Source organism: Leptospira langatensis (genome assembly GCF_004770615.1).
Classification (GTDB): Bacteria; Spirochaetota; Leptospiria; order Leptospirales; family Leptospiraceae; genus Leptospira_B; species Leptospira_B langatensis.
In genome coordinates this window covers 407,203-424,450 of sequence record NZ_RQER01000007.1, presented here as the reverse complement: position 1 = coordinate 424,450, position 17,248 = coordinate 407,203, and the positions used below count along the sequence as shown (strand labels likewise).

The 17,248-nt window shown below is 45.0% G+C and carries 14 protein-coding genes; 5 read left to right on the top strand and 9 right to left on the bottom strand.

What is annotated here, in order from left to right; genetic code table 11:
* The first annotated feature begins 77 nt into the window (after positions 1-77).
* From EHO57_RS13620 to EHO57_RS13610, 3 genes are read left to right on the top strand one after another with little or no spacing between them, the layout of a single operon-like run.
* The gene (locus tag EHO57_RS13620) at positions 78-992 is read left to right on the top strand and encodes an SDR family oxidoreductase (RefSeq protein WP_135645523.1); all 915 of its coding nucleotides are present in this window, start codon (positions 78-80) and stop codon (positions 990-992) included.
* On the top strand, positions 989-1,600 hold the full coding sequence (locus tag EHO57_RS13615) for a DUF1326 domain-containing protein (RefSeq protein ID WP_135645525.1): 612 nt from the start codon (positions 989-991) through the stop codon (positions 1,598-1,600). The genes EHO57_RS13620 and EHO57_RS13615 overlap by 4 nt, the downstream gene beginning before the upstream one ends.
* 3 nt (positions 1,601-1,603) lie before the next feature.
* Positions 1,604-2,401, top strand: a complete 798-nt coding sequence (locus EHO57_RS13610) for a DUF2182 domain-containing protein (protein ID WP_135645527.1) — start codon at positions 1,604-1,606, stop codon at positions 2,399-2,401.
* Here EHO57_RS13610 and EHO57_RS13605 read toward each other — a convergent pair.
* The 8 genes from EHO57_RS13605 to EHO57_RS13570 form a co-directional block, all read right to left on the bottom strand.
* Complete coding sequence (locus tag EHO57_RS13605; protein WP_246050693.1) at positions 2,375-3,178, bottom strand: alpha/beta fold hydrolase; 804 nt, start codon at positions 3,176-3,178, stop codon at positions 2,375-2,377. The two genes, EHO57_RS13610 and EHO57_RS13605, sit on opposite strands and share 27 nt — an antisense overlap.
* Positions 3,179-3,412: 234 nt before the next feature.
* The gene (locus tag EHO57_RS13600) at positions 3,413-4,996 is read right to left on the bottom strand and encodes an aldehyde dehydrogenase family protein (RefSeq protein ID WP_135645529.1); all 1,584 of its coding nucleotides are present in this window, start codon (positions 4,994-4,996) and stop codon (positions 3,413-3,415) included.
* A 2-nt stretch (positions 4,997-4,998) separates the two neighbouring features.
* Entirely contained in the window at positions 4,999-6,384 is a 1,386-nt protein-coding gene (locus EHO57_RS13595) for a proline dehydrogenase family protein (RefSeq protein ID WP_135645531.1), read from the bottom strand.
* A gap of 183 nt (positions 6,385-6,567) precedes the next feature.
* Positions 6,568-7,161, bottom strand: coding sequence for a hypothetical protein (locus EHO57_RS13590; protein ID WP_246050692.1), 594 nt, complete (start codon positions 7,159-7,161; stop codon positions 6,568-6,570).
* Positions 7,162-7,281: 120 nt separating this feature from the next.
* Positions 7,282-10,392 carry an efflux RND transporter permease subunit gene (locus tag EHO57_RS13585; protein ID WP_135645533.1) on the bottom strand — a complete coding sequence of 1,037 codons (3,111 nt, stop codon included), beginning with the start codon at positions 10,390-10,392 and terminating at the stop codon, positions 7,282-7,284.
* Positions 10,358-11,662: a TolC family protein gene (locus EHO57_RS13580; protein ID WP_425460788.1), complete on the bottom strand. Its 1,305-nt coding sequence runs from the start codon at positions 11,660-11,662 to the stop codon at positions 10,358-10,360. Before EHO57_RS13580 ends, EHO57_RS13585 begins: the two co-directional genes overlap by 35 nt.
* A 32-nt stretch (positions 11,663-11,694) precedes the next feature.
* Positions 11,695-12,057, bottom strand: a complete 363-nt coding sequence (locus EHO57_RS13575; protein ID WP_135645534.1) for a hypothetical protein — start codon at positions 12,055-12,057, stop codon at positions 11,695-11,697.
* A gap of 156 nt (positions 12,058-12,213) precedes the next feature.
* On the bottom strand, positions 12,214-12,732 hold the full coding sequence (locus EHO57_RS13570) for a TfoX/Sxy family protein (RefSeq protein ID WP_135645536.1): 519 nt from the start codon (positions 12,730-12,732) through the stop codon (positions 12,214-12,216).
* 176 nt (positions 12,733-12,908) lie between these two features.
* Between EHO57_RS13570 and EHO57_RS18825 the strand changes: the two genes are divergently transcribed.
* Positions 12,909-13,052 (top strand): hypothetical protein, encoded by a 144-nt coding sequence (locus EHO57_RS18825; RefSeq protein WP_167882281.1) that lies wholly within the window; start codon positions 12,909-12,911, stop codon positions 13,050-13,052.
* A 5-nt stretch (positions 13,053-13,057) separates the two neighbouring features.
* On the opposite strand, the gene EHO57_RS13565 is transcribed toward EHO57_RS18825, so the two are convergent.
* Positions 13,058-15,250 (bottom strand): NAD(P)-binding domain-containing protein, encoded by a 2,193-nt coding sequence (locus EHO57_RS13565; RefSeq protein WP_135645714.1) that lies wholly within the window; start codon positions 15,248-15,250, stop codon positions 13,058-13,060.
* A 199-nt stretch (positions 15,251-15,449) separates the two neighbouring features.
* Between EHO57_RS13565 and EHO57_RS13560 the strand changes: the two genes are divergently transcribed.
* A complete protein-coding gene (locus EHO57_RS13560; protein WP_135645538.1) occupies positions 15,450-17,192 on the top strand; it encodes a hypothetical protein in 1,743 nt (580 codons plus the stop codon).
* Positions 17,193-17,248: the final 56 nt, after the last annotated feature.

Genomic DNA, 17,248 nt, shown 5'->3' with positions numbered 1-17,248 from the left:
TACTTTTTGTTGACAGATCAAATGCATTGGGGTAGTTCAAAAGTAGACTCCAGAGTCTATTTTTGAGGAAGAATGGTATGAAACGAATACTAGTGGTCGGTGCGACCGGAAATCTTGGGAGACTTGTAGTTTCCGAATTAAAGAGGAAGGGATATTGGATTCGGGTCCTCGCTAGGTCTGTTTCAAAATTGCAGATCCTCGAAGACGAATTCGATGATTATAAGATCGGGGATATTTTGGATCCTAAGAGTATGGGATCGGCCTTTTCCGGAATTGATGCGGTGATCTCCTGTGCAGGCGCCAGTTTGGATCTTAAGGATTTTAAGAACAAGGGGACTTTCGAAGAAATTAACCTGGGTGGAAATTTGAATGTGCTAAGAGCGGCACTTAACACGGGTGTTTCCAAATTCATATATACTTCGTTTCTTCGCGCGAAAGGAATTCAAAAAGCTGAATATATTAGAAGTCATGATCGCTTTTCGGAAGCGATCCGAAATTCGGGAATCGACTATACGATAGTAAGACCGACAGCCTTCTTCTCCATTCTTTTGGAATTTTTGGAGTTCGCGAAGAAGGGGATGGGGATCGTGATCGGGAATGGAAAGGCAAAGATCAATCCTATCCACGAAAAAGATGTGGCTAAGGCTGTTGTAGAGGCTTTGGAGAGTAACGAGGAAGAGATCAATATTGGAGGTCCGGACATTCTGACAAGGGACCAGATTACCGAGCTGGCCTTGAAAGTTGCTGGAAGAAATAAGAAACCGATCCACATACCGATTTTCCTGAATCGCATACTGATCTATTTACTTCGCCCGTTTAACCGACGGATCTTTCAATTTATGCAATTCGGGAACACCGTTCACACTCTCGATATAGTCGGACCTCAATACGGAGTTTTAAGATTAGAAGATTATTTTCGAGAGAAATCCGGAAGCCAGCTTCTTCATAGTGAGAACAGATCCTTGGAGAAAGGAAAAGGATTTTCCAGATGAGCAAAGGAGAGAACTGGAATTTAGAAGGGGATTATTTCGAGCACTGCAGCTGCGAGGCTCTTTGCCCTTGTCTTCTCAGTGTTTATCAGGCGGAACCTACGTATGGTGATTGCCAAACATTGGTGGCTTATCATATCTCTGAAGGGAATTTTAAAGGGATCCAGTTGAATGATCTGAATGTGGCGATGCTCATTTGGGTCCCGGGTAAGATGGCCGATGGATCTTATAGTCTAGGGTTATATGTAGATGAAAGGGCAAGCGAGGAGCAGTTTGATTCTCTCCATCTGATTTTTTCTGGAGAGATGGGAGGCCCTCCTGCAAATATTAGATCTCTTACCACAGAATTCTTAGGAACCAAGCGAGTTCCTATTCGATATGAATCTAAAGGTGATAAGTCTAGGAGTTTGGAGATTCCGGATTTGGCTTCCGTTCGATTGGAAGCTTTTCGGGGCCATAGAGGGAGGACGGTATGGATCGATAACGTCGCTCATCTTTCCCAAAGGATCGCTCCGGGAAAGACGGTCCATGCCGAAGTAAAAGACTATCGTTTTCAATGGAGCAATCCCGGAAAGAACGGATTCCTGGGACCTTTTCACTGGAAAGGTTGAAAAATGCAAAGTATTGGCAAAGACCTAAAAGGTAGGTGGAATAGAGAGAAGAGCATCTTATTCGGGATGGTCTTTATCGTGATCTGTTTCTCTTGGGCGGCAATGTACGATATGTCTTGGATGAGTTGGTTCGGGGGTCCTTCTTGCCATTCCAAAGATATGAACTTTTGGCCATGGGTTGCGACTAACGTTACTATGTGGATTCTGATGATGGTTGCGATGATGCTTCCTTCTTTCCTGCAATCTGTTTCGGTCTTCGTAAAGATAAAGGAAGGGGAAGTAAATCGAGAAACTAAAAATAAGCGCTCTTATTTAGCAGGGTTCTCGCTCGTCTCGGGATACTTAAGTGCTTGGACAATTTATTCCATTTTCGGCACTGGGATCCAATTTTTGTTGATCCGAACGGAATTTCTTTCCGAAGGCTTGGCATTTCGAGGAACGATGGCTAGCGGGATCTTACTATTGATCGCCGGAGTTTTTCAATTCAGCGGTTGGAAAGAAAAATGCCTAACGGCTTGCAGGTCCCCTTTGGGATTTTTTCTAACTTCTTGGCAAAACGGTTTCATTGGTGCATTTAGAATGGGTTGGAAATTGGGAGTGGATTGCGTCGTCTGCTGTTTCTTATTAATGGCTTTGATGTTCGTTGGCGGATTGATGAGCATTCTATGGATGATCGGGCTTACTGCCTTGATATTAGCGGAAAAGCTCCTAGAAGGATTTCTGCCCATCCGAAAGTTTGCTGGGATAATTTTCCTAGCTTGGGGAATGTTTCTTTTATTTTTCGTCCGCTATCTCCATTAGGATTTTATGAATTAGATCGTAGTTCTTCCATGGCAGGAAATGTCCTTCTTTTGGCAGAAGATAGATCTTTACTCGGGCTTGTTCCGGAAATTGTTTCTCTACGAAAGAAGCATTACTCGGATCCACGAGGCCGTCTTCTTCTCCTTGGATCAGGATTGTCTTGGCCTTAATATTCTTCCAGACGGGGACCAAGGCTTGTAATTGTCCTTTGAGAGGGAGCATTTCCGCGTTGCTATGTTGCCATTCTTGCGGCAAGAGCCAGGAGCCAATCTTTGTCGCCGCCAATGTGTTATACCAGTGGACTTCTTCGCTTTCCGGATCCAAGGCCGCTGCTAGTAACGCTAGATGACTGAACGTATTTCCTTCTAAGGACGCCATCCTTGCGGCTACCGGTCCTCCGTAAGAATGCCCTAACAATACGAGGCGATCTGATTTCCCTCGCTTGCGGATCACTTCGCTTAAGGAATCCGATATCCTTTGCGCCTGTCGATCTACATCCGCAGCTGCTCCTTCCGATTTTCCGAACCCCGGACGATCCACGCTAAACATACAATATTTTTCTAATAGTCGAGGATCTTGCAAGTATCGCAGATAGTTCACCCAATTTCCAGGGGAGCCGTGAATGAAGACTAGTATCTTATTTTTTTTCGGATCCTTGCACCCTGTGCTGACCCAGTGGATCGGTTGAGTCGTTTTATTTCCCGATTCATGTATTTCTTGGTAGAATGTTTCGGATTGGCGTAGTCTCTCGATCGCCTTATCGCTTTCTAAGCTCATCTCCTCGTAACTGGTGCAACTAAAAGCAAGAGATAATAGGTGTAAAATTGCGCCGGAGAATTGGTATTTCATTCTAATAGACTTAGACTTACGGCTTCTCAATTCTACTTAAGGTCCGATATTATTTAAGAAATCTTTTTCATCCAAATATAGCGGGAACATATATGGTTTGAGAATGGAACAAGTGTCCGAATCAAATGATCCTTTTTCAAAATCGCTTTCGATCCGGCATTCCTATGTCTCCGGAATAAATCCCCTTCTCATCGTGTTCTCGGTGATGCTGATCGGCTCTAAGAACTGTCTGAGATAATCCGGACCTCCTGCCTTGGCGCCCACTCCGGAAAGTTTGTATCCCCCGAATGGTTGTCTGTCCACGATCGCTCCTGTGATCCCTCTGTTGATGTATAGATTTCCTACTTCAAATTTTTCTTTGGCATATTGTATATGCTTCGGATTTCGGGAAAATAAGCCCCCAGTCAGCGCATAATCTACGTTATTTGCTATTTCAATTGCATTCTCGAAGGTTTTGGCCTTGAATAGGGTTACATAGGGTCCGAAAAATTCCGTTTGTCCCAAAGGTGAGTTCGGATCCTCGCTCTCGAAGATAATTGCGTCTACGAAATTTCCGTTCTGTTTTACTTCCTCCGAGACGGTCCTGCGACTTGCGATCTTTGGAGAGAATTCTTGTGCGAGTTTATCCAATCTTTCTTTGGATTCTGAGTCGATCACAGGTCCTATCTTTACGGAAGGATCTTGGGGAGAGCCGCATTTCAAGGATTGCAAAGCTTCTATAAATCTCTTCTTGAATGTCTCATAATTGGATTCGAGAAGGATCAGTCTGGACAATGCGCTGCATTTTTGTCCTTGGAATCCGAATGCGGAATGCACGGAACCGAGTACTGCTTCGTCCAGATCCGCGTCTTCATCCACGATGATTGCGTTCTTTCCCCCCATCTCTGCGATCACTTTCTTTACGAATTTTGTGTCTTGGCTCGCGGCTTCTCGGATCATTCCGAGCCCGACCGCTCTCGAGCCGGTGAAGTTGATCGTGTGGACAAGAGGATGTCTTACTAAATAGGCTCCGATCTCTTCTCCTCTTCCTGGAAGGAAATGAAGAGCGGAAGAAGGGGCGCCTGCTTGCAGAAGTATATTATATAGTTCGAATGCAATTGCGGAGGATTGTTCTGCAGGTTTCATGAGGACCGTATTTCCCGTTACTAAAGGGGCCACGGTCATTCCGCATAAGATCGCCAAAGGGAAATTCCAGGGAGCGACTACCAGACTCGTTCCTCTCGGGATGTAAGAGTATGTATTCTCCTCTCCGGGAAGGTTTCTTTGGCGGGGATGAAAGAGCAACTCCGCTTCTTGCGCATAGAATTCGCAAAAGTCGATCGCTTCTGCGATCTCCGCATCTATGTCCTTTACTCCTTTTCCGACTTCCAGGGAAATAAGAGCGGTCAATCTTGCTTTTTGAGCACGCAAGATCTCTGCGGCCTTCCTTAGAACTTGGATCCTTGTATTCGGATTCTCTCTTTTCCAAGTTTCGGAATACTGATGAGCAGCCTGTGCCGCTTCTTCCGCATCCTTTATGGAAGCATAATATAGGTCCGCTACCTTTTCCGATTTGTTGGCCGGGTTGAACCAAGGGATGGCAGCGGATGTTTCCTTCTTCTTTCCTGAGATAATAGGATGTACCTGGATCGGAAGTTCCTTTTTGAGAGATGCGAACTCTTTTTCAAGAGAGATCCTTTCTTCCTGTTTGGAGAAATCCCTCAGTGGTTCATTATGAAAGCCGTTGTGATTTTGATCCGTATTCATATTTACGATCTATTCTCCAAATAAAGAAGATGTTCTCTGTCCTTCTTATTAGCGTTGATATTCTTTAAAAAGCCTTCGTTTGTGGAATTCTCCAAGAGTCTACGAACTAGATAGGCCATCCCTGGGATTACTTCCCCGATCGGCGAATATTCTCTCACGGCGATCCCAAGATGCCGGATCGCTTTTTTATAAGAATCTCCCATCCCGTACAACATCTGCACTTCGAAGAAGTCCTTGGGCACGGAAGATCCCTCTGCGTGAACGAAGGCGCAGGAGAGACTTCGTATATTATGAGAAGCGAATGCAGGTCGGATGTTCGGATAGGATCTGAGAAGAAGGGAAATGCATTCCTCATAGTTTCGGTCCGTGTCCGATTTCTTGAGGAATACCGGTGCTTGCCAGCCTTTCTGGGCGGCTTGGATCATTTCGTATTCCCAATATGCTCCCTTAACGAGTCGGATCGTAAGAGGGTATTTTCGTTTTTTGGAATATTCTATGATCCTGGCCAGATCCGCTTGAGAGGATCTCAAGTAAGCCTGGATTACCAGTCCGAAATGGGGATACTCCGCAAATTCCGGTTCGGAAAAGATTTGAAGAGCCGTGTCCAAGATGATCTCTTTCGTTTCATACTGTTCCATATCCAGATTGATGAATATATTCTTGGAAACAGCGGAGCTAAGGATTGGCCTGAGTTTTTCTTTTAGATTTTGAACGGAAGAATCGTGAGCGAGCGGATCCAATTGGGAATACAGAGAGGAGCATTTTACGGAAACATTGCCCACCGGTTCGTTCGTGAATACTTGCTCCCTGATCTTGGACAATTCCTTGTCCTTGGAGATCTCTTCTAATAATAACAAATATTCTTTGCTATATCTTTCGGCTTCTTTTTCGGAGAGCACCGCCTCTCCTAAGATATCAATGGTGGCGCAGATCCCGCTCTTATATCTGGAGAGGATCTTTCCTCTTTCGGAATCGAAGGTCCTTCCTAATATAAAGAATCTGGCTACGAATTTGATCCCCACTCTCGCGAAGAACGCTATTAAGCTTCCGCTAATTGGATTGGATAAGGAAATTGAGAGTAGTCCCACGATCCATTTTGGTAATTCGGTGGGAGTCTCTACGAAGTATAAGCGGATATATCTTGCGATCAAAGAAAGAGAATTGAGGCTTGGGAATAGATCTGCGAATCGAAAGGATTGTAATTTTAGGTTCGGTCTATTCTCCATGAATAAAAGACTTTTGGAAAACAGATTATAGGAACTAAAAGGTCCGGACTCGAATGTATCGCTTAAACGAAAAAGTTCCTTTCCTTGTTCGAGGATCTTTGCATCCAGATCGAAAGGTTCGGAAGAACTTGGAGGGGAAGTATTCTCTTTGGTCGCTTTCATCCGGCTCTTCTCTTTATCTTGTCCGACCTAGAAAGGATACACAAGGTTTAAGATTTCCGATTTAATTTAACCATGCGATGCCGTTTAAAATCATTTGGCAGTAATTATTCGATTCACGAATATTACGAGTTGAAGAAAAGGAGAAAGAGTAGATCGGTCACACCAACCGATCTACCGGGGGACTTAAGGGCAGCTCATTCCGGTGGCTTGGGTGGCTATATCGGTAGCGGTCTTAGTAAATCCGGTCATGCTGGACTGAGTGGTGGAAAGATTCAGTGAAAAAGTTCCTGTACCGCTCAAACTCGCACCCCAGTCCCTTCCTACGGTAAGAGTATAAATACCTGTGCTCGGAATAGCCAAGGAGGTACTATCCGGCTGGTCTTGGTTTCCTGCAGTTGGAGGGGCAGGACAGGTCCTTTCATTTGTGGAACCGTTCAATAGGTTTGTTCCATTCAATGCGGTCCCGGAATAGAAGGCCAATCTTAGAACGGAACCTCCGGTTACTGAGGACACTGCGATCGATAAAGTATCAGTTTGAGTAAAACTCAGTTTATAAACTTCCATGCAATTGGTGGAAAAAGAGCATGTCCAGGTATCACTTTGGGTTTCCGTTGCCGTAGGCACTGCAGCAGCGGCAGCCGCTATGGCCTCGGAGGAGCTGAAGTCAAGTGCAACCCCGGAAAGGGTTTTGGACGCATCTAACTCGATCGGATGGGATTGCAGACATGCGATTTGGAATAGGAAGATCGGAATGAGAACGGATATACGGGTTGCCATACAATTACTCCGCTTATACAACAAACTATTGGGCAATAAATTTCCGTAAAATTTTGGAAAATTCGGGCCGAAGATATAAATTTCTTCGGCCCCGGTCTCTCTATCCGTTTTTGAACGGTTCTATTCTTTTTCTAGCCAGTAATAGAATACAGGCAAAAGGACAAGGGTCAGGATGGTAGAAGAGAAGATCCCTCCGATCACCACTGTGGCTAAAGGCTTTTGCACCTCCGATCCTAAGCCGCTCCCGAACGCCATCGGCAAGAATCCTAGGGAAGCAACCAGTGCCGTCATGATGACCGGTCGGATCCGACTCGTCGCTCCCTGTAATACTGCATCCCGGACGGAGAGTTTTCCTTCTTCTCGGATCCTATCTATGGTGGCTAATTTCACGAGTCCGTTCAGGACCGCGATCCCCGAGAGTGCAATGCAGCCCACGAATGCGGAAACGCTAAGGTCCATTCCCCGCAAGAATAAGAACCATATCCCTCCGGTTAGCGCGAATGGAACACAGAAGAAAACCAGAAGCGCCTGTTTCACGGATCGCAGGCCCAAGTATAGGATCGTAAAGATCATGACCAAGGTGGCCGGCACGATGACGGAGAGTTTTTCTTTTGCCTTGGATAGGTTCTCGATCTGCCCTCCCCAAAAGATGGAATAGCCTTGCGGGATCTCTAGGGTGGAGACCTTCTCTTGCGCTTCCTTATAAAATCCTTCCAAGTCGCGCCCTCTTAGGTTTACGGAGACTGCGACAAATCTTCTGGATTTGTTCCGGGAGATGGTCATTACCTTTTCTTTCTTTTGGATGGAACCTAAGAGTTTAATGGGAATGGTTCCTCCGTCCTCGGTCCCTACATTAATATCTCCCAATTCCGACTCGCGATTCCTGAATTCCTCGGCAAGGCGTATTATAATCGGGAAGCGCACTTCCTCTTCGTAGAATCCTCCCAACTCGAATCCGCTCATGGAACTTTCCACTACCGAATTGAAGGAAGGGAAGGATATATTATAATATTTTAATTTAGTTGAATCCGGAGTGATATCGATCACACTGGAATTCCGTAAGGCCATGATCGGATCCAATTCCACTTCCGCGGCTCCCGGTATCTTGCCCAATGTATCCTTTAGTTTTTCCTGTAATTCTAATAGAACATTCAGGTCCTTTCCTAGGATCCGAACGCTGATATCGGCCCGACTTCCTTCCAATAATTCGTTGAATCTGGCTTCTAAGGGTTGGCTTAAGGTGAGTTCCGATTCAGGAAATCTTTCGTGGACCTGTTTTAGGATCTTATTCAAGAAATCGTCCCAGGTTTCCTTATTTTTCATCAGACCGGAAAGGGAATCCTTTTTGAGAATGACGAATGTATCCGCATTGAAAGGCCCCATAGGATCGTTCGCCACTGAGCTCGTCCCGATCCGAGAGAATACGCTGTCCACCTCCGGCATTTGTTTCAGAAGAAGTTCCAGTTCCTTTTGTTCCTTTAGGCTTTCCTCTATTCCTGTATTTCCTTCTCTCACTACCACGAGCATGAGGTCCCCTTCCATCAGCTTCGGTAGGAAAACCGTTCCCATTCTAAAATAGATAAGAAGCGAGACCGCGAAGAATAGAAGAGAATACAAAACGATCTTGCCGGGTTGTTCCAAAAGCTTAGGAAGGTATTTGGAATACCATATTACGATCTTATTATCCTTATTCTTCTTGTGGGAGGCTACGCTTTCCGGAGAAAGAAAGAAATACAATAAAGGGGGAAGGAAGAAGACCGCGAGGAGTAAGCTGAACCCGAGCGCGAGAAGGACCGTCTCCGCCATAGGACGGAACATTCTACCAGGGATCCCATCCAGAGTTAAGATTGGCACATAAACCAGCATGATGATCAGTATCCCGAAGGACACAGGCTTCAATACTTCCACAGAGGAATCCAAGATTGCTTGTCTCTTCTCCTGGTTATTCTTAAATTTTCCGGACTCGAATTTAGTTAAGACGTTCTCCGTGATCACGATAGAAGCATCCACTAGTAACCCGAAATCGATGGCGCCTAGGCTCATTAAGTTGGCGGAGATCCCGAACATTCTCATGCATATGGAAGCAAGAAGCATGGAGCCGGGAATGATCAATGCAACGATGAGTGACGCACGAAGATTCAGCAGGATTAGAAAAAGGGTCAGGATCACTAGGACCGCTCCTTCTGCCAGATTCTTTACGACTGTTTGGATGGTGGATTCTATCAGAAAGGATCTTTCTAATAGGACTCGAACGGTTACGTCTTCGGGGAGGCTTAGTTTTTTTACTGCTTGGTTTAAGTCCTCATTGACCCGGAAGCTATTCTCTCCTCTCAACATGAGAGCTGTACCGAGCACGATCTCTTTTCCGTTGGAGCTCGCTCCGCCTAAACGTAGGCTTCCGTGTTCGTTCACTTGAGCGATGTCCGATACCCGGATCGGAACTCCCACCAAGGAACGTCTGACTGCGATTGTAGAGAGTTCGTTTAGATTCTTCTTTAAGCCGTACGCTCGTACGATGGAGATCTTCCCGTTATTCTCGATGAAGCCTCCGCCGAAACTTTCTCCGACGGTGGATAGTTCCTTTACGAGTTGGTCTATGGAAATCCCCCATTTTTTCATTTTGGTAGGATTCAGATCTATATGGATCTCTTTCTCATATCCTCCGTTGGAATCCACTTCTACGATCCCGGGGACCAAGGCCTTTAGTTGAGGACGGACCGTATAATCTTGGACGGTCCGAAGATACAGAAGCCTGTCCGCTTCCGGAAGACGGGACAATTTGGAGTCGGGCTTTGCCTCGACGGAATAGAAAAAGATCTCACCGAGCCCTGTGGTATTCGGAACAATAGAGGGAGAAAGTCCTTTCGGGAGTTTATCCTTCGCGCTGGAAATCCTCTCTAAGACCATGGCTCGAGCCTGATAGATATCCGTTCCTTCCTTGAAGATAAGAGAAATATTAGATAAACCGAATTTAGATACGGAGCGAACGTCGATCAAATGAGGAAGTCCCATAAGCTCCGTTTCCAAAGGAAAGGTCACCACCTTCTCCACTTGTTCCGGATCCAAGGAGCCAGTGTCCGTGGTAACTATGACCTGCGCATTCGTAATATCGGGTACCGCGTCTATAGGGACCTCTTTCATCGAATAGAAAGAGAAAAGGAATAAGAAGGAAACTACTCCTACGGATAAGAACGGATTATTTAGGCTGATATTCAAAAGTCTGGCTAGCATTTCCTAAAACTCCTAAGATGTCTTTTTCGTTAATGATATAAAGCAGGCTCAATAAGGTTTCCACATGGCTCATTTGTGCGTCCAAAATGGCGTGGTGGGTCTCGTGCAATTGGTTCTCTAATTCCAGATAGCTGACGAGTTGGATCCTTCCTTTCTTGAATTCAAGGTCGGCGAAATTCAGATCCTTATCGATCCGATCCAACTGGTTCAGTCCGTATAATTTCAAATTCATTTTAGATTGTTCGTAATCCAGATAGGATTGCTTAAAGGAAGTATTGATTAGAGTTTCTTGATATGTAAGTCGATCTTGTTTTGACTTCAAGTTGGTCTCCGCCGCGGCCACCTTGTTCTGGAACTGGTCCCAAACAGGGATCCTGAATTTCAGACCGAAATCGTAGAAACGGTTGGCGACCCCGGAACGGTCTTCTCCGACCTGGCTCATGACAGTATAGTCCGGATACTTTTCCAAATTCGCCAAGCGAAGCTCCGTTCTCGCCTTCTCCAATTCTCCTCTTGCCGCAAGAACGGAAGGATTTTGAGAGACCGCTTTCTTTTGGATCTCGTCGAATTGGAATTTTACTCCGTCCCTAAAATAAGGAATTCGTAAAGTAGGGATTGAATCCAATCTTAGATACAAATTCATGGATTCGAAGTCCTTGGCGGCTCCCAGCTCCAGATCGTTAAAATGTTTTCTGAGAGCGAGGATCTTGGTCTCTATAATGAACAGATCCGTTTTTGCCTGAGGAGTGAAGAACGGCCTTGCCCTGATATAATTCTCTATCAGGGACAATCTACGCAAACGTTCCTTCACATGATTTCTCTTCTCCGCCGCGACCAAATACTTATACGCGAATTTTAAAGAGCTCAAACGGATAGAATTAAATGCCTCGATCTGCTGGATCTCTTTGATCTTGGAATCGTTATCCACCAAAAGTTGTTTCAATTCCTTTCTGCCCGGAAAATAGATGGGCTGTTCTATTTGCAGAGCGTATTCGGGACCGGCTTCCGACGCGGCAGTCCTCCTACCATAATCCATCAAGACGGATGGGTTTTGTGTTTTCCCTTCCTGCCTTCTTTTGTAGAAGAGAGACTCCAGATCCGAATGCAATGCGGTAAGAAGGGGAGAATTCTTTTCCGCAAGATCCATGATGGAACGCAGATCCAGATCCCGATTGGGAAGAGTCTCCGAAAATGTAGGATACGTTAGGATCGTCACCCAACCGAATAATAATAAAATTGCAAAAGAGAGAGAACGCACGAGAAACCTCACATTATAAAAAAGAAATTTATAATATGAGAGAATTATACTAGAATGCGAATGAAAGAAAGATGGGATACAGCAGAGAAATGGGAAGAAAGTAGGATCGCTTGAAAGGACTTACTCTCCAAGCCTGAGAATAGATCCAAAGAGGTGAAAACAAACCAATAGGAAACAGAAGGAGCGACTAACTGAAAGACTGCGGATCCATCGCCTTTGATCGATAAGGAGCCAGTGTCCCAATCGCAGGCCTGAGAATCGTCCGAGGTCGGTTCTTGGTGACAAGGACCTGCTTGCGAAGATGCGGCTGAATCGTTTATTTCACACGTTGGTCCGCAGTTCCATGCAAGAACTAGTATCGAAACCAAAGCGTAGCAGACGAGTAACCAGGACCATCGCGACTTCATACTTCCACGAAAAGATTTTTAGATTTAAAGTAAAATGAAAAATCTGGGCGGATCGCACTTACGCGCGACCGGGCCGCTACGGGCTTCGCGTTCGCTTCGGTCCCGGTCTTGCAACCGGGACTGAGTCTCACCCTTCGCGTCCCTTCCGCGTATAGATCAGCGGGATCTTTTCTTTTTAGAAGCGACCTTCTTCTTTGCAGCTTTCTTAGCGTTAGGCTTTTTGCTTGTTTTCTTTTTAGAAACAAGCTTAGAGGTTTTCTTCTTAACCGCTTTTTTCTTAGGAGAAAGTCGTTTTGCAACCTGAGCGATGGATCTCGAGACCTTTTTCTTGGACGGAGTCTTCTTCTTTAAAGAAGCAGCTTTATTCGCTTCTGCGAGAGACTTTCGGAACCAAAAGATCAGATCTTCATCATCTTCTAATATTTCTTCCGGAACTTCCCAATAGGAAACACGAACGATCTTGCCATCCTTACCGGAATAAGAGAAGGGAGCCATGCCTGAGGCTTCGTATTCGGCCTGGTTACTGGGCCCCACTCGAAAGTAGAGATGGTCCTTGATGACCATGGCAAAGATTTGGGAACCGGAATATACTCCGTATCCGCCGAACATATTTTTATACGTTAATGGACCGCAAACCTTCAGCCTGTCCTGCACATGCGTTAGAAAAGAACTCATAGGGATGGAAGTTTGGAGCAAATACAAGAAATTGACAAGGAAAAAATCGGGATCGTTAGAGCGATTGTTACAAGGCCTTCTCTTTTGAATAAATTTATTTACAAAAGAAAATCGATCGTCTAATCCAGCATAAGCGAAGCTTCCATCCATATCGGGAGCTGTCGTTTGGAGCGAATGTGTCGGTAGCCGAAGCCTTAAAGTCAGAAGCGAGATTGGAAGTCGCAAGAAAGATGATCCAAAAAGGGATCGAACTGATCATAGTAAGAAGAGTGACCGGTTTGACCGACCAAGAGCTGAAGGCCAGCGGGATCATCAAATAGTTCCCTCAAAGAGTTGCTTTTAGTTTATCTAATACAGGTTTGCCATTCTTAAGCTCGCCAAAGCTAAGCACTTGGGTGGGGCAGCTCACTACACAGGCGGAGCAGCGAACACATTGTACGCTATCCATTGCTCTTCCTCTGTTCGCATAATTCATCACATCGATCCCTTGGTGGCAAACGGAAGTGCAAATATTGCAAGAGATACATCTTTTCTTTTCAGAGAAGATCCTGAATCTACTGAACTTTGCATAGATATGCATGAGTGCGGAGAGAGGACAGAACATCCTACACCAGATCCTACCGGAGAACATGAAATAGGCCCCTACTCCGACCACTCCTCCTAGTCCTAGGTCCACAATTAAATCGTAATATAGTTTTACCGAGTCCGCTCCGAATTCCAGGATCCCAAGAAGAGGCAGATGGCTCCCTAGTAATTTTGCGATTGTAAGCAGAACAGCCGCTAATAAGATCCATTGCCCCGAATGTTCCAGTTTATAAGCCAACTTTCCGTGAGGCATTCTGGTCCTGTACTCGTCTCCCAGAGTTTCAGCGAGACCTCCGCAGGAACAGATCCAACCGCAATAGGCACCTTTCCCGAATCTGTATACGAGATATGGGATGAGAGCAAAGCTCATTAGAAATCCGTAAATGACCCAGAAGGCGGTGATCCCGCCGTCATACAGAACTCCCATATTCAAAGGCCAGGCCAGAACGAAACCGTACGCCTTCCAATAGGCTCCATCCGGAAATACCTGAGTGAGAAGAAATCCGTCCTTAGCTCCCAGAAGGCCATGGCCTCCTAAGAAAGGTAAAATGATCTCCGGTAGCAAGAATAAGGGAAAGATCTGGATCAGGATCAATGTAATGGTCTGTCGTTTGATATAGGGTGTAGGACGAACTTTCATCCTTCTGATCCCAAAGAACAGAATGGTTGTGGAGTATAGGATCGTATAATGAAAACTAGGATACTTATCGAACAGAAGAAAGCCTAAGTACTTTGCGCTTGCGTACACCGTAATGAAATACAAGGCGGCGAGGGTTAAATAAAGATTTCGGAATGTTTTCCATTTCCATTGGAACCGGATCGAAGGAATCCTCTTGGCAAATAAGGCCAGAGTAGAAAGACCGAAAACCACCAGGCCGATCGTGGAAGCGGTAAAATACCAATTATAATAATAGAAAGCGCTCTTTCCGAAATACAGAAACACGGAAAAAGAAAAGAGAGAAATAAAGCCGAGGATATCCGTAAGCTGGAATCGATTTTGGATCCGGATCCCAATCCTTTTTAAAAAGGAAAGAGGAGGCTCGGAGCCGATCAAAACCAGGGAGGAATCTATCTCTTCCGTGTGAGTCGAGCCGGCTTGTTTCCATTTTACTTTTTTCTGTTGGAATTCTTCTGTCTGCGTATTGGAAAGAAATCGGATCTTATTTTCTGTTACTGCTTTTTGGAATAGGACTTTATTCTCTTCTTTAGGACGGACTAGTTCCTTCTCTCGGTAGGCAAGGGTTACGGAAGAGGCGATCCCCGAAAGAGAAAGTGCCGCTTCAATAGCGCTATCCCCTCCACCGATCACCAATGTCTTTTGGTCTTTGAAGTCGGCGGGATCGATCAATCGATGGTATACGTTTTCGGAATCTTCTCCCTTGATCCCGAGCCTTCTGCTATCTCCCGATTTTCCGATGGAAAGGATCACATAGGTGGAAATGAATTCCTTTCCGGATTCCGTTCTGGTCTTAAAGAGACTTCCGGATCCGGTCTTGGCAAATGAAGAGTTGTCTTGTACTATCGGAAGCACGGACTCGACCTTCTCACCTTCTCGGATCGGAAGATTCTCTTTTTTTAATATAGATTGCAGAGAGAAAAGAAGTTCTTCCTTGGTCCCGTTTTGGATGTGCAGGGGAGAGTTTGGATGCAAGTCTTCCGGTTCCGCAAAGATAGGCTTCCCTTTCGGATAACTCGTAATAGTATGAAAGGGACGATTTGCTTCCAGGATGATAAATTTCAATCCTTGCTTTTTGGCCTGTATCCCGGCGGCGACTCCGGAAGGACCTGCGCCTATGATCACAAGATCCAGATCCGTCTTGGATTTAAGCGGAGAAGTTTTCGGAAGATTTGCGACTACCTCTGTTCCGCTTTGGACCGCATATTTCAGAAGTGGAAGACCCGTGAGATCCCCGGCAATGAACAAACCGGGCATGGAAGTTTGAGAACTTGGATCCAGCTCAGGATAGGTTTCCTTATCGTTTTCAGGCGCTTCATTGCGAAGCCATTTAAAATAGGAAGATACGATCGGTAGGTTCAAACTCGTGTGCTCATTTGGGATTTCGAAATCGGCTTGCCTAAAGTGACAAAAAAGTAAAATTCACATTCAGGTATTTTCTTTGGGCGGATCTTTTTTGCAAAATCGGATTTTCTTCCTTTTACTTCCTGTGTTGGGGGCCCTTGGGCTGATCCTATCTTTAGGAAGGGTCGCCTTGGATCCGTCCCTATCGAACGTTTTCTATAACGCAGATTCTCTTTTCTTTTCCGTAATTTACCAGGAACTTTTTCTAAAATCGACCGCAAACTTTTTAATCACTCTGAAGGGTTGGATCTGGACCCCTGCCTTGTATTTTTTCCCGGATTTAGTCCAGTATTTTGGACTGAGAACCATTTACTTGTTTTTGGGAAAAGGAGCCTGGGAGGCCACTCATCTTACGTACGCATTCTTGCAATGGAGCCTGGTCCTATTCGGGATCCTTTATTTACTCAAGACAGTATATAAAGAAGAATTCGGGATCCAAAGATCTGCTGTCCTGCTTGCGTTCGGATATTTTGCGGGAAGTATATTATTCTTTTTTAAAAAAGACCTGTTCGTATTCCTTCCGGGGTTTCATGGAGGGAATCTTACCTCTCTCTCTTGGGCTTGGGCTTTCTATTATCAATGGGAAGAAAAGAAGAATGCAAAAAGTTTCTGTGTGCTGGCCTTTTTCGTGTTTGTATTTGCGCTTAGCGATCTGATCTTTCTGCCGTACTACTTGGTCCCACTCCTTTCCTTGCATCTCTTTCAATTGCTCCGAGAAAGGAATCTACTGAAGGCAAAGAGGATCGCTTATTTCTATTTTCCGATCTTTCTTGGGATCGTATTTGCAAGAATTGCCTACCAGGCCCTTAGGAAGAATCCATTCGTATTTTTTCCAGGGACCCTGGTTTCCGCAAACGTCGGAAACGGATCTAAAACTGCAAAATTAGAAATTTATAATTTATTCCATTCTTTCCTGGTGTTTACGAGAGAGAACTGGATCTATCTGGTGGTCTTGCTTTTGTGCGGGACGGCTTTGTATGTACTTCGTAAAAAAGAAGAAGAGATAAATGCAAGAAAGTCCGGTGTAGGAAGAGAGGACGAAAAAGAAAGAGAGTCTCTTAAAGAAGTAAGAGAAGAAGATAAAGTAAGAAAATCACGTGAGAAAGAAAGAGAAGTCGAGAATACAAAGTCGAGAGAGTTAGAATTTCTATTTTTATCCTTAGGAATACTGGTCCCGGTTTTGTTCTTGTGCTACGGATTTTCCTTAGGGTTTACGGGAAGAGAAGGGATCCAGGAGATCGGTCGTTATTTCGGAAGTATTTTACTTTCTTCTCTCGGACTGAGCTTTTTAGTTCTGCGAAAGCTAGCGGATCATCCGAATAGAAGGGTTGCTTTAGGGATCCTTCTTCTTGTATTGATCGGCTCACTATCTTTGTTTTCGATCTCCCAAGGGATCGGACTGGTTTATTCTTCTCCCAAGTTGGACTGTTTGGACAAGTATGCTCGGGAAAGGAATTGGAAGAGGGGACTCGCCAGTTTCTGGTATGTAAGACCGATGCGTATCTTCTCTCAGCAAAAATTGGAGCCGGACGATTATTTGTACGATCTGATGCTTTTCTATTGGCAGAATAATCTGAGCTGGTTCGAAAGAAAAGAGCAGTATAGATTTGCGATCCTCGACGGATTGGATGAGAAGAAGGTGATAGAAACTTTCGGACAACCGAAAGAAGTCCTCAATTGCGAGAATATTAAGATCTTCTCCTTTTCAGAAGAAGATCCATCTAAATCTCTGAAGTTTGTGGAAGAGAACCAGGAAAAGATCAATCTTTGGAAATTGTCGAACTCCAGATTTTGAACGATCTCAGCCGTTCGAAACGATCTCGAAAGAAGTTCGCAAAAATCTTCTTCGAA

Excerpts from the sequence above, each read along its gene's own strand:
- EHO57_RS13575 (WP_135645534.1), bottom strand. The coding sequence starts at position 12,057 with ATGAAGTCGCGATGGTCCTGGTTACTCGTCTGCTACGCTTTGGTTTCG.
- EHO57_RS13590 (WP_246050692.1), bottom strand. The coding sequence starts at position 7,161 with ATGGCAACCCGTATATCCGTTCTCATTCCGATCTTCCTATTCCAAATC.
- EHO57_RS13610 (WP_135645527.1), top strand. The coding sequence starts at position 1,604 with ATGCAAAGTATTGGCAAAGACCTAAAAGGTAGGTGGAATAGAGAGAAG.
- EHO57_RS13615 (WP_135645525.1), top strand. The coding sequence starts at position 989 with ATGAGCAAAGGAGAGAACTGGAATTTAGAAGGGGATTATTTCGAGCAC.
- EHO57_RS13620 (WP_135645523.1), top strand. The coding sequence starts at position 78 with ATGAAACGAATACTAGTGGTCGGTGCGACCGGAAATCTTGGGAGACTT.
- EHO57_RS13565 (WP_135645714.1), bottom strand. The coding sequence starts at position 15,250 with ATGCCCGGTTTGTTCATTGCCGGGGATCTCACGGGTCTTCCACTTCTG.
- EHO57_RS13585 (WP_135645533.1), bottom strand. The coding sequence starts at position 10,392 with ATGCTAGCCAGACTTTTGAATATCAGCCTAAATAATCCGTTCTTATCC.
- EHO57_RS13595 (WP_135645531.1), bottom strand. The coding sequence starts at position 6,384 with ATGAAAGCGACCAAAGAGAATACTTCCCCTCCAAGTTCTTCCGAACCT.
- EHO57_RS13600 (WP_135645529.1), bottom strand. The coding sequence starts at position 4,996 with ATGAATACGGATCAAAATCACAACGGCTTTCATAATGAACCACTGAGG.
- EHO57_RS13605 (WP_246050693.1), bottom strand. The coding sequence starts at position 3,178 with ATGAGCTTAGAAAGCGATAAGGCGATCGAGAGACTACGCCAATCCGAA.
- EHO57_RS13570 (WP_135645536.1), bottom strand. The coding sequence starts at position 12,732 with ATGAGTTCTTTTCTAACGCATGTGCAGGACAGGCTGAAGGTTTGCGGT.